Source organism: Brevundimonas sp. UBA5713 (genome assembly GCF_002419815.1).
Classification (GTDB): Bacteria; Pseudomonadota; Alphaproteobacteria; order Caulobacterales; family Caulobacteraceae; genus Brevundimonas.
Genome location: NZ_DIGV01000016.1, coordinates 103,023 through 127,690, shown reverse-complemented (window position 1 = coordinate 127,690; position 24,668 = coordinate 103,023). Strand labels below are relative to the sequence as shown.

The 24,668-nt window shown below is 62.7% G+C and carries 30 protein-coding genes; 20 read left to right on the top strand and 10 right to left on the bottom strand.

Features of this window, described 5'->3' with window-relative positions; translation table 11 throughout:
- Positions 1-6: 6 nt before the first annotated feature.
- From ccmC to B3B04_RS02945, 4 genes are all read left to right on the top strand, one after another.
- Positions 7-726 carry a heme ABC transporter permease CcmC gene (ccmC, locus tag B3B04_RS02960; protein ID WP_292039706.1) on the top strand — a complete coding sequence of 240 codons (720 nt, stop codon included), beginning with the start codon at positions 7-9 and terminating at the stop codon, positions 724-726.
- 13 nt (positions 727-739) lie between these two features.
- On the top strand, positions 740-898 hold the full coding sequence (gene ccmD / locus B3B04_RS02955; protein WP_292039703.1) for a heme exporter protein CcmD: 159 nt from the start codon (positions 740-742) through the stop codon (positions 896-898).
- Positions 895-1,452 (top strand): DsbE family thiol:disulfide interchange protein, encoded by a 558-nt coding sequence (locus B3B04_RS02950; RefSeq protein ID WP_292039701.1) that lies wholly within the window; start codon positions 895-897, stop codon positions 1,450-1,452. Before ccmD ends, B3B04_RS02950 begins: the two co-directional genes overlap by 4 nt.
- 62 nt (positions 1,453-1,514) lie before the next feature.
- Positions 1,515-1,754: a hypothetical protein gene (locus B3B04_RS02945; RefSeq protein ID WP_292039699.1), complete on the top strand. Its 240-nt coding sequence runs from the start codon at positions 1,515-1,517 to the stop codon at positions 1,752-1,754.
- Between the two features lie 7 nt (positions 1,755-1,761).
- Here the strand turns inward: B3B04_RS02945 and B3B04_RS02940 are convergent, their stop codons facing one another.
- The 3 genes from B3B04_RS02940 to ftsY all read right to left on the bottom strand — a co-directional run bounded on the left by B3B04_RS02940 (position 1,762) and on the right by ftsY (position 4,050).
- Positions 1,762-2,346, bottom strand: coding sequence for a MarR family winged helix-turn-helix transcriptional regulator (locus B3B04_RS02940; protein WP_292039698.1), 585 nt, complete (start codon positions 2,344-2,346; stop codon positions 1,762-1,764).
- 144 nt (positions 2,347-2,490) lie between these two features.
- Positions 2,491-3,108, bottom strand: a complete 618-nt coding sequence (locus B3B04_RS02935; RefSeq protein WP_292039697.1) for an inner membrane-spanning protein YciB — start codon at positions 3,106-3,108, stop codon at positions 2,491-2,493.
- Between the two features lie 6 nt (positions 3,109-3,114).
- Positions 3,115-4,050 carry a signal recognition particle-docking protein FtsY gene (gene ftsY, locus B3B04_RS02930; RefSeq protein WP_292039696.1) on the bottom strand — a complete coding sequence of 312 codons (936 nt, stop codon included), beginning with the start codon at positions 4,048-4,050 and terminating at the stop codon, positions 3,115-3,117.
- Between the two features lie 87 nt (positions 4,051-4,137).
- Between ftsY and B3B04_RS02925 the strand changes: the two genes are divergently transcribed.
- On the top strand, positions 4,138-6,204 hold the full coding sequence (locus B3B04_RS02925; protein WP_292039695.1) for an NAD(+) synthase: 2,067 nt from the start codon (positions 4,138-4,140) through the stop codon (positions 6,202-6,204).
- A gap of 53 nt (positions 6,205-6,257) precedes the next feature.
- Positions 6,258-6,482 (top strand): alkylphosphonate utilization protein, encoded by a 225-nt coding sequence (locus B3B04_RS02920; RefSeq protein WP_292039694.1) that lies wholly within the window; start codon positions 6,258-6,260, stop codon positions 6,480-6,482.
- A 58-nt stretch (positions 6,483-6,540) separates the two neighbouring features.
- Here the strand turns inward: B3B04_RS02920 and B3B04_RS02915 are convergent, their stop codons facing one another.
- Together B3B04_RS02915 and B3B04_RS02910 are read right to left on the bottom strand one after the other, a co-directional pair.
- Positions 6,541-7,416: an alpha/beta fold hydrolase gene (locus tag B3B04_RS02915; RefSeq protein WP_292039693.1), complete on the bottom strand. Its 876-nt coding sequence runs from the start codon at positions 7,414-7,416 to the stop codon at positions 6,541-6,543.
- A 58-nt stretch (positions 7,417-7,474) separates the two neighbouring features.
- A complete protein-coding gene (locus B3B04_RS02910) occupies positions 7,475-7,987 on the bottom strand; it encodes a D-glycero-alpha-D-manno-heptose-1,7-bisphosphate 7-phosphatase (protein ID WP_292039691.1) in 513 nt (170 codons plus the stop codon).
- Between the two features lie 211 nt (positions 7,988-8,198).
- Here B3B04_RS02910 and B3B04_RS02905 point away from each other — a divergent pair, with 211 nt between their 5' ends.
- The 3 genes from B3B04_RS02905 (at position 8,199) to B3B04_RS02895 (ending at position 10,835) form a co-directional block, all read left to right on the top strand.
- Positions 8,199-9,356: a DegT/DnrJ/EryC1/StrS family aminotransferase gene (locus B3B04_RS02905; RefSeq protein WP_292039689.1), complete on the top strand. Its 1,158-nt coding sequence runs from the start codon at positions 8,199-8,201 to the stop codon at positions 9,354-9,356.
- Positions 9,357-9,362: 6 nt separating this feature from the next.
- Entirely contained in the window at positions 9,363-10,283 is a 921-nt protein-coding gene (locus tag B3B04_RS02900) for a Gfo/Idh/MocA family protein (RefSeq protein WP_292039687.1), read from the top strand.
- Between the two features lie 72 nt (positions 10,284-10,355).
- Positions 10,356-10,835 carry a hypothetical protein gene (locus tag B3B04_RS02895; protein WP_292039686.1) on the top strand — a complete coding sequence of 160 codons (480 nt, stop codon included), beginning with the start codon at positions 10,356-10,358 and terminating at the stop codon, positions 10,833-10,835.
- On the opposite strand, the gene B3B04_RS02890 is transcribed toward B3B04_RS02895, so the two are convergent.
- Together B3B04_RS02890 and B3B04_RS02885 are read right to left on the bottom strand one after the other, a co-directional pair.
- Positions 10,823-11,296: a MaoC family dehydratase gene (locus tag B3B04_RS02890; protein ID WP_292039685.1), complete on the bottom strand. Its 474-nt coding sequence runs from the start codon at positions 11,294-11,296 to the stop codon at positions 10,823-10,825. The two genes, B3B04_RS02895 and B3B04_RS02890, sit on opposite strands and share 13 nt — an antisense overlap.
- Positions 11,297-11,365: 69 nt before the next feature.
- The gene (locus B3B04_RS02885; protein ID WP_292039684.1) at positions 11,366-12,340 is read right to left on the bottom strand and encodes a threonine ammonia-lyase; all 975 of its coding nucleotides are present in this window, start codon (positions 12,338-12,340) and stop codon (positions 11,366-11,368) included.
- 42 nt (positions 12,341-12,382) lie between these two features.
- Between B3B04_RS02885 and glpK the strand changes: the two genes are divergently transcribed.
- The 4 genes from glpK to B3B04_RS02865 all read left to right on the top strand — a co-directional run bounded on the left by glpK (position 12,383) and on the right by B3B04_RS02865 (position 16,399).
- Complete coding sequence (gene glpK / locus B3B04_RS02880) at positions 12,383-13,888, top strand: glycerol kinase GlpK (protein ID WP_292039682.1); 1,506 nt, start codon at positions 12,383-12,385, stop codon at positions 13,886-13,888.
- Between the two features lie 51 nt (positions 13,889-13,939).
- Positions 13,940-15,001, top strand: coding sequence for a phosphotransferase (locus B3B04_RS02875; RefSeq protein ID WP_292039680.1), 1,062 nt, complete (start codon positions 13,940-13,942; stop codon positions 14,999-15,001).
- Between the two features lie 94 nt (positions 15,002-15,095).
- Positions 15,096-15,566, top strand: coding sequence for an Rrf2 family transcriptional regulator (locus B3B04_RS02870; protein ID WP_292039678.1), 471 nt, complete (start codon positions 15,096-15,098; stop codon positions 15,564-15,566).
- Between the two features lie 29 nt (positions 15,567-15,595).
- Positions 15,596-16,399, top strand: a complete 804-nt coding sequence (locus B3B04_RS02865) for an SDR family NAD(P)-dependent oxidoreductase (RefSeq protein ID WP_292039676.1) — start codon at positions 15,596-15,598, stop codon at positions 16,397-16,399.
- 55 nt (positions 16,400-16,454) lie between these two features.
- Here B3B04_RS02865 and B3B04_RS02860 read toward each other — a convergent pair whose 3' ends face one another.
- Positions 16,455-17,150, bottom strand: coding sequence for a MarC family protein (locus B3B04_RS02860; protein WP_292039675.1), 696 nt, complete (start codon positions 17,148-17,150; stop codon positions 16,455-16,457).
- Between the two features lie 98 nt (positions 17,151-17,248).
- Between B3B04_RS02860 and pyrF the strand changes: the two genes are divergently transcribed.
- The gene (pyrF, locus tag B3B04_RS02855; RefSeq protein WP_292039673.1) at positions 17,249-17,983 is read left to right on the top strand and encodes an orotidine-5'-phosphate decarboxylase; all 735 of its coding nucleotides are present in this window, start codon (positions 17,249-17,251) and stop codon (positions 17,981-17,983) included.
- Positions 17,984-18,026: 43 nt separating this feature from the next.
- Here pyrF and B3B04_RS02850 read toward each other — a convergent pair whose 3' ends face one another.
- The gene (locus B3B04_RS02850; protein WP_292039671.1) at positions 18,027-18,554 is read right to left on the bottom strand and encodes a hypothetical protein; all 528 of its coding nucleotides are present in this window, start codon (positions 18,552-18,554) and stop codon (positions 18,027-18,029) included.
- Between the two features lie 106 nt (positions 18,555-18,660).
- A complete protein-coding gene (locus B3B04_RS14635; protein WP_409516037.1) occupies positions 18,661-18,948 on the bottom strand; it encodes a DUF1674 domain-containing protein in 288 nt (95 codons plus the stop codon).
- Between the two features lie 85 nt (positions 18,949-19,033).
- Between B3B04_RS14635 and htpX the strand changes: the two genes are divergently transcribed.
- The 6 genes from htpX to B3B04_RS02815 all read left to right on the top strand — a co-directional run.
- The gene (gene htpX, locus B3B04_RS02840) at positions 19,034-20,023 is read left to right on the top strand and encodes a zinc metalloprotease HtpX (protein ID WP_292039668.1); all 990 of its coding nucleotides are present in this window, start codon (positions 19,034-19,036) and stop codon (positions 20,021-20,023) included.
- 45 nt (positions 20,024-20,068) lie between these two features.
- The gene (trmB, locus tag B3B04_RS02835; protein WP_292039666.1) at positions 20,069-20,800 is read left to right on the top strand and encodes a tRNA (guanosine(46)-N7)-methyltransferase TrmB; all 732 of its coding nucleotides are present in this window, start codon (positions 20,069-20,071) and stop codon (positions 20,798-20,800) included.
- Positions 20,801-20,954: 154 nt separating this feature from the next.
- Entirely contained in the window at positions 20,955-21,545 is a 591-nt protein-coding gene (gene rimP, locus B3B04_RS02830; protein ID WP_292039663.1) for a ribosome maturation factor RimP, read from the top strand.
- Positions 21,545-23,272, top strand: a complete 1,728-nt coding sequence (gene nusA, locus B3B04_RS02825; RefSeq protein WP_292039658.1) for a transcription termination factor NusA — start codon at positions 21,545-21,547, stop codon at positions 23,270-23,272. Before rimP ends, nusA begins: the two co-directional genes overlap by 1 nt.
- Before the next feature lie 18 nt (positions 23,273-23,290).
- Positions 23,291-23,965 carry an RNA-binding protein gene (locus B3B04_RS02820; RefSeq protein ID WP_292039655.1) on the top strand — a complete coding sequence of 225 codons (675 nt, stop codon included), beginning with the start codon at positions 23,291-23,293 and terminating at the stop codon, positions 23,963-23,965.
- A 104-nt stretch (positions 23,966-24,069) separates the two neighbouring features.
- On the top strand, positions 24,070-24,668 hold a 599-nt coding region (locus tag B3B04_RS02815), incomplete at its 3' end, for an IF-2-associated domain-containing protein (RefSeq protein WP_292039653.1).

The window sequence follows — 24,668 nt, the reverse complement described above, 5'->3', positions numbered from 1 at the left end:
GCGGACATGTTTGGTCTCGCCAATCCTGATCGTTTCATGCGCTTCACCGGCCCGATTGTGCCGGTGCTGTGGGTTCTGGCCCTCGGCGGTCTGGCCGTGGGGACAGCGCTCAGCTTTGCCGCGCCGCAGGACTATCAGCAGGGCGACACCGTCCGCATCATGTTCATCCATATCCCCGCGGCTATCTGGGGATTGGCAGCCTATGGCGCCTTGGGTGTGTCCAGCTTCTTTGCGCTGGTGTTTCGCCATGCGCTGGCCGATGCCGCCGCGCGTGCCGCGGCCCTGCCGGGAGCGGCTCTCACGGCGCTGGCCCTGATCACCGGATCGCTGTGGGGCAAGCCTATGTGGGGTACGTGGTGGGTGTGGGATGCGCGCCTGACCTCGGTGCTGGTGCTGTTCCTGTTCTACATTGGCTATATGGCTCTGCGCGCTTCGATCGATGACGAACAGAAGGCATCAAAAGCCGCAGCCGTGCTGGGCATGGTGGGCTTGATCAACCTGCCCATCGTGAAATTCTCGGTCGATTGGTGGAATACGCTGCATCAGCCTGCCTCGCTGATCCGCTCGGGCGGCACCAGTATTGATCCGGCCTTCCTGCCCGCGACCCTGACCATGCTGGCGGCCTATGGGTTTCTGTTCGGGGCCCTGTGGCTGACGGCTATCCGCACCGAAGTGCGTCGCCGCCGAGTTGTCGCCCTGCGCGCCCGAGCCGCTTTAAACGCCTGATTGGAGAGGACCGATGTTCGACTTCGATATGAGCCCGTATTCAGCCTTCATCTGGCCCGCGTGGGGTGTGACGGCGGTGGTGCTGGCCGGACTGTGCGTGCGCGCGGTGGCCTCGGGCCGCTATTGGAAGCGTGAACTGGCCCGCCTCGAGGCCGAGCGGGCCCGCAAATGAACCGCTGGTTCGCCATTTTGCCGATTGCGGCGCTGATTGTTCTGGCCGTGTTTCTGGCCGTGCAGATGAACCGCATGTCCTCGACGGGGCAGGGGGCGGAATATCGCCCTGACGCCATGGTCGGACAGGAACTGCCGCTGACCGTCCTGCCGCTGCTGGACGGCGACAAGGCTTCCGACAGCCAGCTTGATCTGAAGACTGCCGCCGTGGGCAAGCCCATGGTGCTGAACCTGTTTGCCAGCTGGTGCGCGCCGTGCCGTCTGGAGCACCCCCAGCTGTTGGCGCTCGAAGCACGCGGCATCAAAGTGCTGGGCGTGGCCTATAAGGATGATCCGGTCAAAACCCGCGCTTTTCTGGATGAGCTGGGTGATCCGTTCGATCTGGTGATGGTGGACCGCGAAGGGCGCGCCGGTCTGGATCTTGGCGTCTCGGGTGTGCCGGAAACCTTTGTCGTCGACGCCTATGGGGTGATCAAGGCCAAGATCAGCGGTCCGATCCTGAATGAGGATCAGGTTCAGACCATTCTGACCGCGCTGGAGGCCGACAGCCACTAAACCCGAAACAGGGTTTACGGCTGTTAACCATAATTTAGAGCCCTCCAGGCCAAGCTTGGCCCATGACGGCGATTGTCACAGATCGTCCGGTCTTTCCGCCAGCGCCTCAGGGTGCGGGAGCGAGGGGACCGGGACTGGCCACTCCGGCCAAGGCCCTGCGTGAAGCGCAGGCCGCCTTTTTCCGTCCGTCGTCATTGGCACCGGCTATCGGAACGGCACCCGAAGCGGTCGCCCAAGCCCCTGCAGAGCCGGTAGACCGTAGCCGCATGCGCCCCGGCAGCCTGCTGGACATTCGTATCTGACGAGGGGTCAGGCCGCCTTTTTCTTGGGGGCCTTTTTGATCTTCTTGGCTTCGGGATCGGCCAGCTTGCGGGCCAGTTTTTCGGCCCTGCGCGCTTCCTTGGCCGCTTTCTTGGCTGCCTTGGCTTCCAGCTTGGCCTGTTCGGGGGCCATGTCGGCGGTTTGGGCCAGAAGGCTCAGAATCTCGAGGAAGCTGTCGCGGCGTGACTTGGGCAAAAGGGCCAAAATCCGCTTGTCTGCTGCCGCCACACACGGACGGGCAGCTTCCAGCGCGGCCAGACCTTCTTCGGACACCTTGACCGTCATGGCGCGGGCATCCAGTACCGAACGCTCCCGCATCAACAGGCCCTTGGCCGTCATACGCGCGACGAGATCGGCCAGCGTAGAGCGGTCAATGCCGGTGGCCTTGACCAGATCGGTCTGTGTCAGGCCGGCATTATGAGAGGCGGCCTCGAGCACGGCGAACTGGCGTTGTGTCAGGCTAGAGGCAGCGGATTCTTCGTTATAGATATCCAGCGCCAACTGTAGGGCGCGGTGGATCAGATGGCTGGGCGAGCTTTGCAGTCCGCCTTGGTTTTTTGCCGCTTTACTCATGCGCGCTGTCTCCCCCTAGGGTGGATAACGGCGGTAACATTCGCCTTTTATGCTTTGACGACACAATGACGTCAGCTTTTATAAACTTGGCGCGTCGGCGGAAAAGAAAACGGCCCGGGCGGGGAAGCGCGGGCCGTTTGGATGTCAGGTAGCGGGTCCTTCCACTGGCGGGACTTCGTCTTCGTCCTTCACCAGATGCTTCATGATGAAGAAGACCTGCCAGATGCCAAAGGCGGCAGACGCCATCCACAGCCCGCCACGGAAGGCGACCCAGAAGTCATCGGTCTGGGTGCGCCAGATCACTTCATTGACGATAGCGACCGTCAGGAAGAACAGGCCATAACGCAGGGTCAGGCCGCGCCATCCGGCGTCGGTCAGGTTGAAGGCGCTGCCAAGCAGATATTTGAACGCCGCCTTGTTGAAGACCAGCGAGCCCAGAAGAATGGTGGCCAGCGCCAGATTCTGGACGGTGATCTTGATTTTCAGCAGGTTCGGATCGTGGAAGAAGATCGTCAGGGTGCCGAACACCAGCGCAAAGAGGCCGCTGAACAGCGGCAGCGGTGCCAGACGTTTCTCCAGCACCCAGCCCGCGATCAGGGCGATCAGCGAGGCCCCGACCAGAACCCATGTCGCCGAAATCAGGGCTTCGCTGCTTTCCTGTCCCTTGAAGAAACGCAGGAAGGCATAGGAGCCCATGAAGGCAATCAGGGCACCGAAATCGATCGCCTGACGCAGGTTGGAGGCTTTCTTGGTTTCAGCCATGGAAAATCAGTCCTCCAGACCGACGAGAGAGCGTGAGAAGGCGACAGCGTCGAAATCTTGCAGGTCTTCGATGCCTTCGCCTACGCCGATCAGTTTGATGGGGGCGTCAGAGGCCTGGGCCACGGGCACCAGCACGCCACCGCGCGCCGTGCCATCCAGCTTGGTCATCACCACGCCCGACACATAGGCCGTGCGGCCAAAAATCTTTTCCTGCTCCAGCGCGTTGCGGCCCACGGTGGCATCCAGCACCAGCAAGGTTTCGTGCGGCGCATCGGCATCCACCTTTTTCAGCACGCGCACGATCTTGAGCAGTTCGTCCATCAGGGCAGACTTGTTCTGAAGACGGCCTGCGGTGTCGATCAGCACCACGTCAAAGCCCTCGGCCTTGGCCTTGGTATAGGCATCGAAGGCGAGGCCAGCGGCATCGGCCCCGTCGCGGCGGCTCTCGAAAAGGGCCCCCGAACGGTCGGCCCAGACCTTGAGTTGTTCGCGGGCGGCCGCGCGGAAGGTATCACCTGCCACGATCATAACCTTGGCCCCTTTGGCCGTCAGGTCGGCGGCAATCTTGCCCAGCGTCGTGGTCTTGCCCGAGCCATTCACACCGACGAACAGAACCACATAGGGTTTGTCGCCCGACAGTGGATCAAACTTCGCCTGACGCGGCGACAGCTCGGCGGCGACCGCTTCGGCCAGCGCCTCCTTGATCTCGCGTTCATCCGACGTCTTGCCGAACCGCAGGGCGCGGAAACGCTCCACGATGCGAGCCGACGCGGCCGGCCCCAGATCGCTTTCGATCAGATGTTCCTCGAGTTGCTCGAGGTGGTCTTCGGACAGGGGTTCTTTGACAAAGGTCGAGATGACCTGATCGGTCATCTGTTTCGAGGAACGGGACAGACCCGCACTCAGTCGCTGGAACCAGCCTTTTTTTGGCGTATCGCTCATGCACTCTGCTCTAGCGGACAGCGGTTCTCAGGTCACGCCCGAACCTATATGGGTAGTCAGGATTGATTGGCACACCGGAAACCCGTCATGCCCCGATACGACCATCCCTTCTATCAGCCTGCCACCCATGGCTTCGTCCGCACGGCGGCGGCCACGCCTGTTGTCCATGTGGCCGATCCGGTGGCCAATGGCGATGAGCACGAGGCGCTGATCCTGAAGGCGGCAGAGCAGGGCGTGGACCTGCTGGTGTTTCCCGAACTGTCCTTGAGTGCCTATGCCATTGACGACCTGCACATGCAGGCCGCCTTGCTGGATGCGGTGGAAGACCAGATCGCGCGCCTTTCGGCCCTGACCGAGCAAGTCGATCTGGTGGCGGTGGTGGGCGCTCCCATCCGTCACGGTGACAGCCTGTTCAACTGTGCCGTGGTGATGGCAGGGGGCGAGGTGCTGGGCGTGGTGCCGAAAACCTATCTGCCCAACTACCGCGAATATTATGAAAAGCGCTGGTTCGCCCCCGCCGACAGCCGCACCGAAGACGCCATCACCCTGAACGGTGAACGGGTCGATTTCGCGCCGGGTCTGGTGTTCGAGGCGGTGAACCGTCCGGGCTTTATCTTCGCGGTCGAAATCTGCGAGGATTTCTGGGCACCGCAACCGCCGTCGACCCGTGCGGCGATGGCCGGTGCGCGTATCCTTTGCAATCTGTCCGCCTCCAACATCGTTATCGGCAAGGCCGAAGACCGCGCCCTGATGTGCGCCAGCCAGTCGGCCCGCACCCTGTCGGCCTATGTGTTTGCCGCCTCTGGCTGGGGCGAGAGCACGACCGATCTGGCTTGGGACGGTCAGGCCTCGATCCACGAACTGGGAGCCAAGCTGGCCGAGGGCGAGCGCTTCGCGCTGCACAGCCATCTGACAGTAGCCGATGTGGACGTGGACCGGATCGGCCTGGACCGCCTGCGCAACGGCACCTTTGCCGACTGCGCGCGGGTTGAGGGCCAGACCGCCACCATCGTGCCCTTTGAAGCGGGTGAGGGTCCGCAGGGCGATCTGCTGCGCCCGCTGGACCGTTTCCCCTTCGTGCCGGACGACGCCTCGCGCCTCGATCAGGACTGCTATGAGGCCTTCAATATTCAGGTGCAGGGCCTGATGCGCCGTATGACGGCCACAGGCTCAAAGACACTGGTGATCGGGGTGTCAGGCGGTCTGGATTCGACGCAGGCCCTGCTGGTGGCCTGCCGCGCCTTTGACCGGCTGGAGCTGCCGCGCGAGGGTATTTTGGCCTACACCATGCCGGGGTTCGCCACCTCTGACGGTACCAAATCCAACGCCTGGGCCCTGATGAAATCGCTAGGCGTTTCGGGCAGCGAGATCGACATCCGCCCCGCTGCCAGTGCCATGCTGGAAGGTATCGGCCACCCGTTCGCCAAGGGCGAGCCGGTCTATGACATCACGTTTGAAAATGTGCAGGCGGGCCTGCGCACCGACTATCTGTTCCGTCTGGCCAACCACAACAACGGCTTTGTGCTGGGCACGGGCGATCTGTCGGAGCTGGCGCTGGGTTGGGCCACCTATGGCGTGGGCGACCATATGAGCCACTACAACGTCAACGGTGGTGTGGCGAAGACTCTGATCCGCCACCTGATCCGCTGGGTAGCCGACAAACAGGTGGTGGGCGAGGCCGTTAGCCCGACGCTTTACGCCATCCTCGATACGGAGATCTCGCCCGAACTGGTACCCGCAGGGGCTGATGGCAAGATCCAGTCGACCGAGGGCACGGTGGGCCCCTATGCGCTGAACGACTTCTTTTTGTTCTACATCAGCCGATATGGACTGGTGCCGTCCAAGGTGGCCTATCTGGCCCATCAGGCTTGGTCGGATGCGGCGCGCGGCGAATGGCCCGCGGGCACGCCTGAAGATGAAAAGATCACCTTTGATCTGGACACCATCCGCTTCTGGCTGCGCAAATTCCTGATCCGCTTCTTCCAGACCAGCCAGTTCAAGCGCTCGGCGGTACCGAACGGGCCCAAGGTGGTCACGGGCGGGTCGCTGTCGCCGCGCGGTGACTGGCGCGCGCCTTCGGATTCCTCGGCCAAGGTCTGGCTGGAGGAGCTGGATCGCAACCTGCCGCCGGTGGTTCTGTCGCGGGTTCAGTAAAAATCCATACGTGAGGTGTGGTTTTTCGCGCTTCGGACCGTTAGAGGGGCTTTATGACCGACGAAATCACACGCGATAGCAACGGCGCAGAGCTGAAAGACGGCGACAGCGTCACCCTGATCAAAGACCTGAAGGTAAAAGGCTCCGGCGGCGTGACGCTGAAGCGCGGCACCAAGGTCGCCAAGATCCGCCTCACGGGCGATCCGGAAGAGATCGAAGCCAATGTCGATAAAGTCCGCGGGCTGGTGCTGCGGACCGAGTTCGTCAAAAAAGCCTGATCAGGCCTCGTTATCAAAAGATCAGGGCCACCTTTGCGGGTGGCCCTTTTTCGTGGGCTCAGCCCTGCTTGGACAGGAAGTCCAGAATGGCCGTTTGCGCCTGCGGCTCGTCCAGCATGGGCGCGTGGCCGATGCCGGCCACTTCGACGGCGGTGGCTTTATCACCGTCTTCCAGCATGCGCTCCAGAATGGCGGCGCTGAGCAGGTCGGAGTTCGCGCCCCGCACGATCAGGGTCGGGCGCTGGGCCAAGGTGCGGTACAGCGGCCATAGGTCGGGTACCAGGGCACCGGAGCCAGCGGCCTTGATGGGGGCAGAGATGTCGGGATCATAGGCCAGCTTGGGCACACCCGCCCCATCCTCTACGAACAGACGGCGGGCAAAGTCCGCCCACTGCGCATCGTTATAGTGGGGGAAGGCGACCTCGTTGATGCGTTTGGCATAGGCCGTCGCATCGTCCCAGTTGTTCACGACCACAGGCTGGCCGGTGTAGGCCGCGATGCGGGTCAGGCCTTCGATGGCCACTTCAGGTCCGACGTCATTGAGGATGGCCGCGGCAATGGCCTGGGGCTTGATTGCTGTCAGGGCCATAGTGATCAGTCCGCCCATGGAGGTGCCCAGAAACACCGCCCGCGTGATCGACTGGTCTTCCAGTAGGGCGGCGATATCGCCCGCATAGACCGGCGGCACATAGGTCATCGGATCAGACGCACATTGCGATTTGCCACGACCGCGCACGTCCACGGCGATGATGCGGCGACCGGCCTTTGCCAGCACGGGGGCGATGGCACCAAAGTCCGCGCTGTTGCGGGTCAGGCCATGGATGGCGATCACCGGCAACAGGCCACTTTCGGATACGGGGCGATAGTCGCGGGCGTAAAGTTTCAGCCCGTCGGGCGAGGTCCAGTACAGGTCCTGATAGGTCGCTTGGCTCATGATGGCATCTCCCCTGATCTTGTTATGCCAATCAGGTTATTCACCACCTGAGGAATTGTCATCCATTGGCGAGGATGCTGGCAACGAATTCGTCCAAATCGCCACCGTGGAAATGATAGCCGCGCACGCCCGCATTGGCCGCGGCCTGCACATCAGAGACATTGTCGCCGATCATCAGCGAGGCTTTGGACAGGTCCAGATCGTGGTCCTTGGCTGCGCGCAGCAGCATGCCGGGGTTGGGTTTGCGGTCCGGATGATCGGGATGCTCATAACGCGCTTCGACCGCCACCTTGTGGAAGGGGCAGAAATAGATGGCGTCCAGCTTGGCTCCGCCCTTGGCCAGTTCGGCCTGCATCAAATCGTGGAAGGCGTGCATTGTATTTTCGTCGAAATAGCCGCGCGCAATACCGGACTGGTTGGTGACCAGAACAATCACATAACCCGCGTCGCTCAGGCGTTTTACGGCGGCCGCTGCCCCCTCCATCATCTGTAGCTGGTCAGGGCGGTGCGGGTAGCCACAGTCGTGGATCAGCACGCCGTCACGGTCGAGAAAGGCTGCGGGGCGGGGCATGGGTGATCCTCTGGGCCGATGGTTCCAGCGGGCAGCGATAGGCCAGAAATGGACGATTTGCCAACCTTGTTCGACCTCACAATTGTTGCATCCGGCAACGCGAAGTGACCTTCTCGGGTTTTGAACCTTCAGCGTGTTTTGGTACGACGCCAACTGATTTTCCTGCGCCAAAGTCCGGCGCCGCCCCCGATCGACGTGGAGAGCGAAGCTTATGATCCCCTTTATCGACCTACAGGCCCAACGCGTCCGACTGGACGGCAAGATCGAGGCCGCTGTCGCCGAAGCCGTTACCGGCGGCGCATGGGTCATGGGCCCGCAGGTCCGTCAATTCGAGGCCGACCTTGCCGCTTTCGGCGAGGCCAAACACGCTCTGGGCTGTGCCAATGGCACCGACGCTTTGGCGCTGCCGCTGATGGCATGGGGTATTGGCGCGGGCGATGCCGTGTTCGTGCCCAGCTTTACCTTTGCCGCGACTGCCGAAGTGGTGCCGTGGTTCGGTGCCGAGCCGGTGTTCGTGGACGTCGATCCGGTCACTTACAATATGGACCCGGCCAAGCTGGCTGCGGCTATTGACGCCATCAAGGCTGAAGGCCGCCTGACCCCGCGCGTGGTCATTGCCGTGGACCTGTTCGGCCAACCGGCGGACTATCCGGCTATCAAGAAGATTGTCGACCAGCACGGTCTGAAACTTATTTCGGACTCGGCGCAGGGTTTCGGCTGCACCATCGATGGCAAGCATCCGCTGGAATGGGCCGATGTGACCACCACCAGCTTTTTCCCGGCCAAGCCGCTGGGTTGCTATGGCGACGGCGGTGCCGTGCTGACCAATGACGACGATCTGGCTCAACTGCTGGATTCGGTGCGCGTGCATGGCAAGGCCGTCGAGCTCGATCTGAAGGGCAAGACCTTCGAACACGATCCGAAATATCTGAACATGCGCATTGGCCGTAACAGCCGTCTGGACACGATCCAGGCTGCGGTTCTGATCGAAAAGCTGAAGGTGTTCGGCCAGGAGATCGAATGGCGTAACCGCATCGCCGCCCGCTATAACGAAGGCCTGCGCGCGCATGTCGCCAAAGTGCCGGACGTACCGGCGGGCAACCTCTCCAACTGGGCGCAATACACTATCGAGCATCCGAACCGCGACGCTCTGGCCGCCCATCTGAAAGAGCAGGGCATCCCGACGGCGGTCTATTATCCGATCCCGCTGCACATGCAGCCGGCGTATGAGATGTTCCCGCGCGGTGCCGGTGGTCTGCCGGAAACCGAGCGTCTGAAGGATGTGGTCATCAGCCTGCCGATGCACTCGGATCTGGACGAGGCCACCCAGGACAAGATCATCGCCGCCGTCGCTTCCTTCAAAGGCTAAAGACCAATGACTGCATTGAAACTGGGCGTCGCCGGTGTGGGCGTGATGGGCCGTAACCACGCCCGTGTTGCCGCCGACATGCGCGAGTTCGACCTGACCTCGGTGTTCGATCCGGATGGCGTCACCGCCGACGGCGTGGCCGCAGCCTATGAGGCGACGGCCTATACCGATCTGGATGCCTTTGCGGCCTCGGGTATCGATGCGGCCGTGGTGGCGACGCCGAACCGTTTCCACGCCGACACCGCCGTGGCCCTGCTGGAGCGCGGCATCCACGTTCTGGTCGAAAAGCCGATAGCCCCGACCGTCGAAGAGGCCCAGCGCATCATCGACGCCGCCCGCGCCAACAACCGCGTGCTGATGATCGGCCATGTCGAGCGTTTCAATCCGGCGGTCGAAACCGTCAAACGCGCCATTGCCGATGACGAAATCATCTCCATCCAGATCACTCGCGTGGGCCCTTTCCCGCCGCGCATGGGTGAGGTGGGCGTGGTCATTGATCTGGCCGTGCACGACATCGACATCATCCGCCACTTGACCGGTGCGGAAATGTCGGACGTGCAGTCGCTGCTGGGTCACACCCACGCTTCGCGCGAGGACTCGGCCCTGTTGCAGTTCCGCATGGACAATGGTGTGATCGCCCACATCACCACCAACTGGGTCACGCCCTATAAGACCCGTACCCTTCAAGTGGCGACCAAGTCGCGCTTTGTCGTGGCCGATCTGATCACCCGTCAGGTCACCGAATATTTTGGCCAGCAGCCGGACGGTTCCTATTCCACCCGCATGCTGAACAGCTGGCCGAACGAGCCGCTTAAGAAGGAACTGGAAGCCTTCGCCACCGCCATCGCTTCGGGGCAGACTCCGGCGGTGACGGGCGAAGACGGCCTGCGCAACCTTGAGGTGGCCCTGCGCTGTCTGGCGGAATAGTCTCTTTAGACATCACCGTTACAAAGAGCGGCGGACCGGAAACGGCCGCCGCTTTTTAATGGGAGGGGCAGGGTGCAGCGTTCCAAAACGCTCTGGATGTGGATCGCCCTGCTGCTGGTTTTCACTCTGATCGGCCCGGTCTTGGGTGGACTGATTTTCTGGGTCGGTAGTGGCGTCGTTTTCGGCGCAGTGAAAAGCGTGTCTGATCTTGGCAAGCTGGCGACGGGAGCATTGGCGGTCAGCATCGCCATGACCCCGCTTGGCATGGTTCAGGCGCTTATTACCGGGATTATCAGTGGCCTGGTTTCACGTGGAACGTCCAACCCCGCCCTCTGGCTGGCTGCCAGCTCAGTCATCGGCGGGATTGCTTCGGTTCTCTCTGTGCCCACGGCCTTGCTGGTGTACTCTACGGCACGCCATGAGGGCTTTGCCCACGCCTTGGCCTTTGGCACAGCCAGTATGTTTATCAGCGGCGCTGGCGCAGCCTTGCTCTGCGCCAGCCTGTGTGTGCGCTTTCGACCGCGCCGCCAGTTGGCCGATCAGTCGTCCTGACGCACCATTTGCATCGACAGCCAGTCGGCGATCAGGGCAGGTTTATCCTCGCCTTCAATCTCGACGGTCATTTCATGGGTCAGCAGCCAGCGGGTAATGCCACTGTCGCTGCCTTTGTTTTCGGCATTCTTGAGCACGAAACGGCCCCGCACCCGCTTTCCGGCTTTGACGGGCGCGAGGAAACGCAGGCGGTCAAAGCCATAGTTCACGCCCATCACCACGCCATCGATGGGTTTGACGGCGTCATAGCTCATGGCCGAGCCAAGGCTGAGGGTCAGGAAGCCGTGGGCGATGGTACCGCCAAACGGGGTGTGCCTGGCCATATCCGGATCGATATGGATGAACTGTTCATCCTCGGTCAGTTTGGCAAAGGCGTTGATCCGATCCTGATCGATTTCGATCCAGCGGCTGACACCGATTTCAGTGCCTATAAGCGACGCAAGTTCACTGGCTGACGGCATGACGCAAACCTCCCCGTGTTATATGAGGGGCAGGTTCGCGTCATATTTACATAAATACAAGCCCGGGTTTCAGCCGTTGAAGCGGCCGGAGATGATGTCGCTGAACTGATCAGGATCGACATTGCCGCCCGAAGCGATGATGGCTGTGGTCATGTCCTTGGCATTTATCTTGCTGGCCAACAGCGCGGCCAGAGAGACGGCACCGCCCGGCTCGATCACCAGCTTCAGCCAGCGGAAGGCAAAGCGCATGGCCTCTGCTACCTCGGCATCGGTGACGGTCAGGGCTCCACTGAGGCGTTGGTTGATAGGGAAGGTCAGCTCGCCCGGAATGGGGGCCATCAGGGCATCGCAGATGGACGGATTGCCCTTGGGGTGGGCGGTGCGTTCACCGGCTTCCAGCGAGCGGCGGGTGTCGTCAAAAGCTTCTGGCTCGACCACATAGACGGCGGTCTGCGGGCTGCGCTCGGCAAACACCAGATTGATGCCCGCCATCAGGCCTCCGCCCGACGCGCCGCACAGCAGCTGGTCGATAGGCCCGTCAGCGTCCTCCAGCAGTTCCAGAGCACAGGTGCCCTGGCCCTCGATGATGAAGGGATCATCGAAGGGCGGGACCAGAATGGCTCCGCGTTCAGAGGCGATCTGGGCCCCGATTTCCTCGCGGCTTTCGGTCCAGCGGTCGTACAGTCGCACCTCGCCGCCAAAGTGCCGGACGCCCTCAACCTTCACCGCAGGACTGTCCGATGGCATGACGATGACAGCCTTGGTGCCCATGGCTTGAGCGGCTGCCGCTACACCTTGAGCATGATTGCCGGAGGAAAATGCCACGACACCGCGTTTGCATTCTTCGGGGGTCAGACGGCTGATACGGTTGTAGGCCCCGCGGAATTTGAATGCGCCAGCGACCTGAAAATTCTCGGGTTTGATCAGCACTCGTCCTCCGACCGCCTCATTGAGGGCCGGATGTTCCATGGTGCAGGTTCGAACGATGGCGGGGGCAATCTGGCGGGCGGCGTCCAATACGCCGGAATAGGACGGAGTGCGCATAAAAAGCCCTTAACGGGTAACCGTGTCATCTGCATAACTGAAATGATGAAAAACGCGCTCATCCTGTCGATCGACCAAGGCACCACCTCGACCCGCGCTATCGCCTTCGAGGTGACGCCGGAAGGGGTCTTTTCGGTACAGGCGGTCAGCCAGCTGGAACTGACCCAGCATTTTCCCCAATCCGGATGGGTCGAGCACGATGCGGACGAGATCTGGCGCGCGGTGGTTCAGACCTGCCGCGAAGTCATCAAAAAGGTGGGCAGCGTCGAGCGTTTTGCGGCGGTAGGCATCACCAACCAGCGCGAGACCTCGGTGCTGTGGGACGCCGGGACGGGCCAGCCTCTGGGCCGCGCCATTGTCTGGCAGGATCGCCGGACCGCCGCGCAGATGGAGCGCCTGATCGATCAGGGGCATGAAGACAAGGTCCGCGAAACCTCCGGCTTGATCCTCGATCCCTATTTTTCCGCCTCGAAATTCTCATGGCTATTGGATCAGGTAGAGAACGGGCGCGAGCGGGCGCGTGCGGGGGAACTGAAACTCGGCACAATCGACAGCTGGATCATGTGGAAGCTGACCGGGGCACAGCGTCACGTCACCGACATCACCAATGCCGCACGCACCAATCTGATGGCACTGGACGAGGGCCAGTGGTCCAAGGCGCTGTGCGATCTGTTTGATGTACCGATGGAGGCGTTGCCACAGATACTGCCCAGCGATGCCCTGTTCGGGACCTGTGATGCCTCCATTCTGGGCAAGGCCCTGCCAATCCATGGCTCGGCAGGGGATCAGCAGGCGGCTCTGGTCGGTCATGGTGCTCTTGAGGCCGGTGACGCCAAGATCACCTATGGCACCGGAGCCTTTCTGATCGCCAATACGGGGCCCAAGGTGGTCCGCTCCGAGGCGCGTCTGCTGGGCACAATGGGATGGGCCGCAGGCGGTCAGGTCCGATACGCACTGGAAGGTTCTATCTTCTCTGCCGGTTCTGCGGTGCAGTGGCTACGTGACGGACTGAAGGCGATTTCGGATTCTCGACAATCGGAAGCGGTCGCCCATACCCTGAAAGACAATGGCGGGGTCTATCTGGTGCCGGGTTTCACCGGCCTGGGGGCTCCATGGTGGGAGCCGGATGTGCGCGGCACCGTCATTGGCCTGACCCGCGACGCCGGCCCCGCCCATCTGGTGCGGGCGGCATTGGAAAGCCTCGCCTATCAGACCTATGACCTGCTGGAGGCTCTTCAAAAGGACGGTGCGCCGCCAATGAAGCGTCTCAAGGTTGATGGCGGGGTGACGGCCAATGCCTTTGTCATGCAGTTCATCGCCGACATTTGCGACATCGAAGTCGAGCGTCCGGCCTTTCAGGAAATGACAGCACTCGGTGCCGCGCGGCTGGCGGCCTTTGGCGCGGGCGTGACGAGCGAGCTATGGGGACCGCCACAGACGGCTCCGGCCATCTGGAAGCCGGCCATGGAGCGTGATCAGCGCAACGCTTTGATCAAGGGCTGGCGCAGGGCCGTAAAAGCCGCCATCGTGGCTGCCAGCGACGACTAAGGATCACAACCAAGCCCGCCAGAGGCCGGATCAAGGGGAGGGGACATACCCATGGACGCGCAGGAAACCTTTTCAGGCACCCGTGAGGTGGACCCTCGCTATCGGTTGGACGAAGCGCAACTGGAGCGGTGGCTGGTGGAAAATGTCGAGGGCTATGCCGGCCCGCTGACGATCCGCCAGTTCAACGGAGGGCAGTCCAATCCCACCTATGAGCTGGTGACCCCTTCACGCGCCTATGTCCTGCGCCGCAAGCCGCCCGGCACTCTGCTGGCCAGTGCCCATGCGGTAGACCGCGAGTTTGCTGTGATTTCGGCGCTTCACGGGCAATCATTTCCTGTGGCGCGCGCCTATGCTCTGTGTACGGACGAAAGCGTTATCGGCTCGGTCTTCTATGTCATGGACAAGGTCGAGGGACGTATTTTCTGGGACCTGAAACTGCCGGGCCTGACCCCGACAGAGCGCCGCGATATCTGGATGGCACAGGTCGACACCCTGGCCGCTCTTCACAAACTCGAACCCGCAGCCATCGGTCTGGCCGACTATGGCAAGCCGGGCAACTATTTCGCCCGTCAGGTCGGGCGCTGGACCAAACAGTATCGGGCATCGGAAATCGATCCCATCGGGTCCATGGATCGCCTGATCGAATATCTGCCTGCGACCCTGCCGCCGGAAGGGCCGACCCGCATCGTTCACGGCGACTACCGCCTGGACAATATGATCCTGCATCCGAAAGAGCCGCGCGTGCTGGCGGTGCTGGACTGGGAACTGTCGACGCTGGGCGATCCGATGGCCGACTTCTCCTATCTGCTGATTGCCTACGCCATTTCTGCCGATGCGCGGAACGGGCTGAAGGGCGCGGACATCGCGGCGCTGGGCATTCCCTCGATAGATGAGCTGGCCGAGCGATACGGGGCCCAGACGGGGTGGGGCCGTCCCGACAATCTGGATTGGCTGATCGCCTATAATTTGTTCCGCTTGGCCGCCATCTGTCAGGGCATCGCCGGGCGGGTGCGGGACGGCACCGCAGCCAGCCCCCACGCCAAGGCCATGGCCGCACAGGTTGGACCTTTGTCGGACACAGCGTGGGAATATGCTGTAAAAGCAGGCGCTTAAATCACTGCTCAGCGAAAAGAAACAGATTCTGATGCTGATTGGTTTGTGAAAGCCCATCGGAAGCCCTACCTTAAGGGCCGGAGAGATATGCCTCATGTCTGACAGCCAAAAATTCCCGGTGGCCGCCCACGCCCTCGCCTATCTGGCCCACAAGGGGGCCTATGATGCCAAGGATGCCGAGCCGAGCGCCGTTCTGGCCGCTTCGGTGCCGACCAATCCGGTCGTCATCCGCCGCGTCACCGCCCTGCTGGCTAAGGCCGGTCTGATCGCTACCCGTCCGGGGGCGAGCGGCGGCTCATGGCTGCTGCGCCGCCCCGAGACCATCCATCTGGATGAGGTGCTAAAGGCCGTGAACGGCTGCGCCCATCTGGGGTCTACGCCTCTGGGTGCCCAAGGCTGTCCGGTTGGCCAGCATATTCCACGTCAGGTCGCCAAGGCGCTGACGGCGGCAGACCAAGCGGCCGCAGCGGCTCTGGCCAAGATCACCATTGCCGATCTGTTGGCCGAAGATCCGGAAAGCCTGCGCGGTCTGGCCCCGCACGCCTCTTGCCCACAGGCGGCCTGATCGCAAGCTAACAGCCGGGGAGGGGCCAAATGCAGACGCGTAAGACGATTGCCATCACGGGAGCCTCGGCCGGTATCGGCGCGGCCATGGCGCGGGTATGTGCCGCGCGCGGCTATGACCTCATCCTGATCGCCCGCCGCGAAGGGCCGCTGGCTGCGTTAGCTGCCGAACTGGAAGCGGCCCACGGTATCCGCGCCCATGTCGTCACCGCTGATCTGGCCGAGCCTGATGCGGCCAGAACCCTGGCCGCTGCGGTGGCGGAGCGCGGTCTTCAGGTCGATGGTCTGGTCAATAACGCAGGTTTCAGCAAGACGACCGGTTTTCTCGAAACCGATCCGGAGGCCCAACAAGCCATGATCCGCGTCATGCTGACCGTACCGGTCGAGCTGAGCCGGCTTTGGCTGCCGGGCATGAGGGCGCGCGACTGGGGCCGTGTGGTGAATGTCGCCTCAATGGCAGGCTTTCTTCAGGCCACGGGCGGCGACACCCTGTATGGTCCGATCAAAAGCTTTCTGATCAAATTCTCCCAGGGCCTCTGGGTGGAAAATCAGGGCACGGGCGTGAATGTGTCGGTGGTCTGCCCGGGCTATACCTATACCGAGTTCCACGACGTGAACGGCTCACGCGAGGCGGTGTCGGCGGCCTATCCCAAATGGATGTGGCTGGACGCAGAGCGTGTGGCACGCGAGGCGTGGGAGGCCGCAGAGGCCAACCGCCCGCGCTGCATTCCCGGCAAACGCTATCAGATCCTGTCGGTGGTCTCGAAACTCCTGCCCGATCAGATGGGGTTGAAGACGGCGGCCAGCCATGCACGCAAGCTGAAGCGCATTTAATCAAACGAAAAACGGCGGCCCGCAAAGGCCGCCGTTCTTGTTGGGCTAAAGGTGATCAGCCGCCGGACGGGTAGGGGGTGGTGACCCCCGTGCTGATCATGCCCGGCAGGGCCTCGCCCAGACCCATCAGGATGAACTGGATGGCCAGCGCACATAGGATCAGGCCCAGCACGCGCACAATAATGGCCATGCCCACTTCGCCCAGAATACGGCTGAGCCAGCCGGTCATCGAGAAGCAGATGAAGGACACAAAGGCTGCTGCGCCGATGGCGACAACCGATGCCATCGTGCCGACCGGGCCCAGCTTGGCCGCTTCACCCGCATTGATGATGACCGCCGAAATCGCACCCGGTCCAATCATCAGCGGAATGGCGAACGGCACCACCAGACGCTGGAAGCGGCGGCGGGCATAACCGCGCACATCCGCCTTGTCATGGGCGACATCGGTGTCGGCAAACATCTTCAGGAAGTCCTCGCGGGCCATGTCCAGACCGAGGAACAGCAGCAGAATACCGCCTGCGATGCGGAATGCGGCCAGCGAAATGCCGAAGAACTGGAGCAGCCACAGGCCCGTCGCGAGGAAGAACAGCAGGAACAGGAAGGCGAAGACGCAGATCAGCGCCGAAACCGACACCCGCTGTCGCAAGGTCGCGCCCACCGTGGCGGCGGCAAAAATCGGCAGGTTGCCGATCGGGTCCAGCAACGCAAACAACGTCACGAAAAGGTTGACACCCAGTTCGCTGGCGTTCATCGCCTCGCCTCACCAAAATCCAGCCGCGCCCACTGCGACCCCTGATAACATCCTATCGGGGAGTATGGCCGCGCCTGCAAGTCGCCGGGAGACGGAAAATGTCAGTCAACCTTGCTCACGACAGTGCCAATCGCCCGTTTGACCCGCGTGTGATCTGCGCTCTGGACGTGCCGACGGCGGACGAAGCCCGCGCTCTGGTCGAGAAAATCGGCGATGCGGTGGGCTTTTATAAGGTTGGCCTGCAACTGTTTGCCTCGGACGGCATGACACTGGCGCGAGAACTGAAGGCTTCGGGCGCGCAAATCTTCCTCGACTGGAAACTGCACGACATCGGGGCGACGGTGGAAAAGGCGACGGCGGTGCTGGCCGAATCCGGTTGTGACCTGCTGACCGTCCATGCCCGCCCGCAGGTCATGGCCGCCGCCGCACGCGGCGCAGCGGGCTCGGACCTGAAGATCCTCGGCGTCACTGTGCTGACCAGCCTGACCGACGATGATCTGAGAGCGGACGACCACAGCCTCTCGGCGGCGGAACTGGTGGAACTGCGCGTGCGTCAGGCGCTGGAGGCAGGCATCCACGGTGTGGTGTCCAGCCCGCACGAGGCCGCCCGTGTGCGCGACTGTGCACGCGAAGCGGGTCGCGATAAATTCCTGATCGTGACCCCCGGTGTGCGTCCCGCTGGCGCATCGCTGGACGATCAGGCCCGTGCGGCCACGCCCGCTGCGGCTTTGAGCCAAGGGGCCACCCATCTGGTGGTCGGGCGCCCGATCACGGCCTCCAGCGATCCGCGCGCGGCGGCTCAGGCCATTACCCGCGAAATCGCCGCGATCTGACGCGATTTCAACGGCTTCGCTTCACGTGAAACATTAAGCGGCCTTAGCCGCGCTCGCCCTGTTCCTGAACATAGGGGTGTTCGGTCTGCGACGGCGGTACCGCGTAATAGCCGCTGTCGCTGGCGACGGGCGCAGGTGGCGGCGGTATGACAGGAGCGGGTGGCAGCTCGGTCGGGACAGGCGTGTAAGTTGAGCCATAGGCGGCTCGCTGCCACGGATAGCGACCAAACCCGTCCACCACATAGCCAAATGGCATGGAGCGGGTGACCTGCGGACCGGTCCAGCGGCGTTCGCCATCTCTGATCGGCTCATGCGCAGGGGCGATCACAGTGGCCGGAGGATAGCCCGCACCGCCATAGCCGTAGCCATAACCATAGGGCTGCACAGCGTCATAGCCGGGTTGCCAACCCGTGTCGTGATACCACTGCTGCACGCGCGACTGGAGCGGCGCGCCATAGGGGACAGGGCCGCGCACGGGCGCGGTTGCGGCATTCTGGGCCACAGCCGTACCCGTCAGTGCTGTCAGGCCCATGGCCACAGCCGTGACGCTAACCGTGCGATAAAAAGACATGGGGCCTCTCCGTTCAGGAAGGCTCCATCATGGCGCGGCGGGCGGTACGGCGCTGCCGGTTTCGCCTGTCACGCGATCTGATCCAACCTTAGCGAAGAAGCGGCACCTAGAAATCGACCGCGATGCCCTTCTTCTCCCAATCGCCAAAGCGCGTGGGTTCGGGGCCGCGCGGACCCCCATGTTCAGTCGGGGCCTCGGCCTTGCCGAACTCGACCGCACGGCGCTCGGCGGCCTCCAGCAAGGCGCGGCGGGCGACGTCGCTCAGCGGACGCTCGCGCGTGGCATGCGGCACATCGTCATTATAGGCGGGGGCAGGGGCCGCTTCGGTGCCGTGATTATTGGATTCACAGCCTTCGGCGTGGCAGCCGCAAGCGGGGGTGGGATGTTCGGTCACAGGGGCACCGTCTTGAGAGCGGAGGGTTAGAGGGTCAAATAGGGGATACGGCACAGATCGCCACCCTAGAAACGTCGTAAGTCCCATGAATCATCTCAAGACCTTCGTCCTGCTGGCCGTGATGACCGCCCTGTTCATGGGGATCGGCTATCTGATCGGTGGTACCGGCGGCATGGCCATTGCCTTTGTGGTGGCCGCAGGGATGAACCTGATCTCCTACTGGAATGCCGACAAGATCGTGCTGCGCATGTATAAGGCCGAGGTGGTCGACGAGACCCACCCCAACGCCGTGGTGCGCGCCTATGTGGCCGATACCAAGCAGATGGCGCTGGATGCCGGCATGCCCCTGCCCAAGATCACCATCATTCCCAATCCCCAGCCGAACGCCTTTGCGACGGGGCGCAATCCCCAGAATGCTGCCGTGGCCGCTACGACCGGATTGCTGGATATGCTGAGCCGCGACGAAATCCGCGGCGTCATGGCCCACGAGCTGGCCCATGTGAAAAACCGTGACACCCTGACCATGACCGTCACCGCCACCATCGCCGGTGCCATCGGCATGTTGGCCAACTTTGCCCTGTTGTTCGGCGGCAACGACCGTGAGCGTCCGGGGGGCATGATCGGTACCATTGCTCTGATGATTTTGGCCCCGATGGCCGCAGGTCTGGTGCAGATGGCCATCAGCCGCGCCCGCGAATATGAGGCGGACCGTGTCGGGGCCGAGATCGCCAATGATCCGGACGCGCTGGCCCGCGCCCTGCAAAAGATCGAGGCCTATGCGCGCGGCAATATGAATCCGCAGGCCGAGCGCAATCCGGCCACGGCGCATATGTTCATCATCAACCCGCTGAACGGGAAGGGAGCGGACAATCTGTTCTCGACCCACCCGGCCACGCACAACCGCGTGCGTGCGCTGATGGAGTTGGGCGTCAAAATGGGTGGTCGCAAGCCGTCCGCTCCCCGTCCAGCGCAGGCCTATTCGGCGGTCCCAACGACCGGTGCGCCGTCGCATACGGGTGTGCCGACCACGCCCGACGAACAGCCGACCCAGCCGCCACGCGGGCCGTGGGGCTAAAGCCGCCCTTTGCGTGTGCGCGCTTAATCGGCTAGGGGCGCGCACATGACCGATACGCCTGACACCCCCGATCACAACGAAGACCGTCCCGACTGGGCCAAGCCCAATGGACCGCTGCGCTCTTTCGGGCGCATCAAGTCGCGCCCGATCAAGAACCGTCAGGCGGCCCTGTTCGATACGCTGATGCCGCAGATCGCAGTGCCGGACCCCAAGCTCGGCCCGATCGATCCCAAGGCTATGATGCCCGAGGCGACCTCGGCATGGCTGGAAATCGGCTTTGGCGGTGGTGAGCATCTGGCCCATCAGGCGGCGCAAAATCCCGACGCCCTTATGATCGGCTGCGAGCCCTTCCTGAACGGCGTGGCCTCGGCCCTTCGTCACGTGGAAGAGGGCGGCCTGAAAAATGTGCGCCTGCATGCCGATGATGCGCGCGCCGTCATGGCGGCTCTGCCGGATGCCTCGCTGGATCGCGTGATGATCCTGTTCCCCGATCCGTGGCACAAGGCCCGCCACAACAAGCGCCGCTTCTTGCAGGATGAGACGGCTCAGGAAATCACCCGCCTGTTGAAGCCGGGCGGTATGGTGCGTTTTGTGACGGACTGGTTCGACTATGCCGAATGGGCGCTGGAGCGGCTGGCCCGCACCGAGGGTCTGGAGCGGATCGAGGTTGAGGGCGAAGACTGGTTCGTCCCGCCCGTCGATCACTTTGTGACCCGTTACGAGGAAAAGAAGCTGGGCGACACAGACCCCATCTTTATCCAGTTCCGCAAGGTCTGATTTTGGACCCGTTCTTGTCACGTGCCGTTTGAGGGCTGACAAGGACGGGTCTTTGCCTTATATGGCACCTCACATCGTTAGACCGGCGTCCAACGGCGTCGTTTCCAGCGGCGGCCCGGACGGACCGTCGCTTTTGTTTTTCCGGAGGTTCCGCGTGCGGGCCAAAACCGCAGAAGACCGTGCTCTTCTCGAGATGATCGACCCGATCGCCGAGGCCCAAGGCCTGGCGATTGTTCGCGTGCGCCTGATGGGCGGCACCCTGCGTCGTCGTCTGCAAATCATGGCCGAGCGTAAGTCCGACAACGACATTTCGGTTGAGGAATGCGCCCGCCTGTCGCGCGCCGTCTCCGAAGTGTTCGACGCTGCCGACCCGATTTCGGGCGAATACCTGCTTGAGGTTTCCTCGCCGGGTATCGACCGCCCGCTGACCCGCCTGATGGACTTTGACCTGTTCGAAGGTTTTGAAGCCCGTCTGGAAACCGACCGCATGGTCGAGGGGCGCAAGCGCTTCAAGGGCATTCTGGCCGGTATTGAAGGCGAAGACATCGCCATCGATCTGGACGGCGAAGACGAAACCGCTCTGATCCCGTTCGCCTGGCTGGCCGATGCCAAGCTGGTGCTGACCGACGAACTGCTCAAACGCGGTGCCGCCCTGCGCGCAGCCCGTGGCGAACCCGAAGATGACGGCCTGCCGGAAGGCGCGCCCGATAACCAAAACCCTGACCTGTCCAAGGACGAAGCCTGATGGCCGTGACCGGAATTTCCGCAAACCGTCTGGAACTGCTCTCGATCGCCGACGCTGTCGCGCGTGAAAAGAACATCGACCGCGAGATCGTGATCGATGCCATCGAAGAAGCGATCCAGAAAGGCGCCAAGTCGCGTTACGGCGCGCACCACGACATCCGCGCCAAGATCGATCACAAGACCGGTGAACTGACCCTGACCCGTCACACCACGGTGGTGGCTGACGACTGGGCACCGGAAGACGAGCTGGAAGAGTTTAACGACAGCGCCATGGTGCGCCTGCGTGACGCCTCCAAGCGCGATCCTGAAGCCTTCGTCGGCAAGGAATACATCGAAAACCTGCCGCCGTTCGAGTTTGGCCGCGTCCAGACCCAGATGGCCCGTCAGGTCGTGACCGGTAAGGTGCGCGAAGCCGAGCGCGCCAACCAGTACGAAGAGTTCAAGGACCGCGTGGGCGAAATCGTCAACGGCACGGTCAAGCGCGTCGAATATGGCAACACCATCGTCGATCTGGGCCGTGGCGAAGGCATCATGCGCCGCGACCAGTCGATCCCGCGTGAAGTGTTCAACGTCGGCGACCGCGTCCGCACCTACATCTACGACGTCCGTCCCGAGGCCAAGGGCCCGCAGGTCATGCTGTCGCGCGCCCATCCGGGCTTCATGGCCAAGCTGTTCTCGCAGGAAGTGCCGGAAGTCTATGACGGCGTGATCGAAATCCGCGCCGCCGCCCGTGACGCTGGTTCGCGTGCCAAGATGGCTGTGCTGTCGAACGACTCTTCGATCGATCCGGTCGGTGCCTGCGTGGGTATGCGCGGTTCGCGCGTTCAGGCTGTCGTGGCCGAACTGCAAGGCGAAAAGATCGACATCATTCCGTGGGTCGACGACGAGCCGACCTTCATCGTGAACGCTCTGGCTCCGGCCGAAGTGTCCAAGGTGGTTCTGGACGAAGACGCCGACCGCGTTGAAGTCGTGGTGCCTGACGATCAACTGTCGCTGGCCATCGGTCGTCGCGGCCAGAACGTGCGTCTGGCCTCGCAGCTGACCGGTTGGCAGATCGACATCATCACCGAGGCGCAAGACTCCGAGCGTCGCCAGAAGGAATTCGCCGAGCGCACCGCCCTGTTCCAGGAAGCGCTGGACGTCGATGAGACCATCGCCCAGCTGCTGGTGACCGAAGGCTTCGCCACCGTTGAAGACCTCGCCTATGTCGAGGCTTACGAAGTGTCGGAAATCGAAGGCTTCGACGAAGAAACCGCCGAAGAACTGCAAACCCGCGCCCGCGAGTATCTGGACCGTCAGGTTGCAGAGCTGGACGAGAAGCGTAAGGCCCTGGGCGTCGAAGACGGCGTTCTGGCCGTTCCGGGCGTGACCGCGCAGATGGCTGTGGCCCTCGGCGAAGGTGGCGTGAAGACCGTTGAAGATCTGGCTGATCTGGCCACCGACGAAATCCGTGGCGGCTATGAAGTCCGCGGCGGCGAGCGTGTGAAGATCGCCGGTGTTCTGGAAAGCTTTGCCCTGACCCAGGAAGCTGCCGAAATGCTGATCCTGCAAGCCCGCGTGGCTGCTGGCTGGATCGACGCTTCGGAACTGCCGCAGGTCGAGCCGGAATATGAAGAGGCCGAAGAAGGTTTCGAAGGTGAATACGACGTGGCTGACAGCGAAGAGGCCGAAGGCGACGTCGAAGAGGCTGCACCGGAAGGTGACGCCGACCAACCCCAAGACGCGTGATGAGGCCCGCATCCATCCATGACTATGTCCGAGGTGCTGATCGATAGAGAGCGTCAGGATCTGGTGTCCCGCCAGGTTCTCGATGAGTCTCGCCTGATCCGCTTCGTGGCTGGTCCGGATGGTGCGGTCTATCCCGATCTGGCGCGCAAACTGCCCGGTCGCGGCCTTTGGGTCGCGGCCGACCGCGCCTCTGTCGATGCGGCAGTAAAGAAAAATATGTTCGCGCGGGCCGCCAAGGCCCCGCTGAAACCGGCAGCTGATCTGTCAGATATGGTCGAAAAGCTGCTGTTTAAGCGCTGTTTGGACCAACTGGGCCTTGCCCGACGCGAAGGCGTGCTTATCTCTGGCTTTGAAAAAAGTGCGGCTGCCATCAAGGGCGGACGCGTTGCGTGGATGGTTGAGGCCGCCGACGGTGCAGCCGACGGACGCAACAAGCTGATCGCCAATGCGCGCCATGTGTCTCCGGCGCCGAAAATTTGCGGCATTTTCAGCGTAGACGATTTGAGTTTGGCCCTTGGGCTGGAAAATGCGATACACGCCGTCCTGCTGAAAGGCGGACGGGCTGATCGTTGGACCGAAGAGGTCGAGCGTTTGGCAGGTTTTAGGCCTCTATGTCCTCAGGACTGGCGCCGGATTACTCCGGCAGACGGTGATGATGACAGCCGGGGAGTTTCCCCGGATCATGAGACCTGACGGTTTTGGCGGGTGCGGGCCGGTTCTCTTAGGAGGGCGGGGCCGCATTCGTGTATGGGTATGAAGGACGAGGCGGAATTCTCCGCCACAAGTAAAGCGACCGGATGAGCGACGAAAACGACAAGACCAACGACGGCAAGACCCCTGGCAATGCGCCTTCGCAAGGTGGAGCACGCGCTCCTCTCACGCTGAAGCCGCGGGCCGCAGGCTCGGTCTCGACCGGCACGGTGAAGCAAAGCTTCAGCCATGGCCGTTCGAAGACGGTTGTTGTCGAGACCAAGCGCCGCCCGGGCGCTGGTGGCGGCCATCAACGCCCGCAAGGCTTCGATGTGGCTCGTCCGCGTCAGGAAGGCGGTAATCCGCGTTCCAACGCCCCGCGCGCCCAGAACACTCCGGGTGGCCTGTCCGCCGAGGAGATGGAGGCACGCCGCCGCGCGATCGCCCTGGCCACTCAGGCCCAGGCCGAGAAGGAGCGCCGCGCCGCTGCCGAGAAGGCTGCGGCTGAAAAGGCTGCCAAGGAGCAGGCCGCAGCTGCCGAGAAGGCTGCTGAAGCTGCTCGCGCCGAAGCGGCCGCTGCCAAGGCCGCTGCCGATGCGGCCCGCGCAGAAGCTTCCAAGCTGGGCGCTGAACCGGCCAAGCCTGTTGAGGCTCCCAAGGTCGAGGCTCCCAAGCCTGCTGCCGAACCGGTGAAGGCTGCCGAACC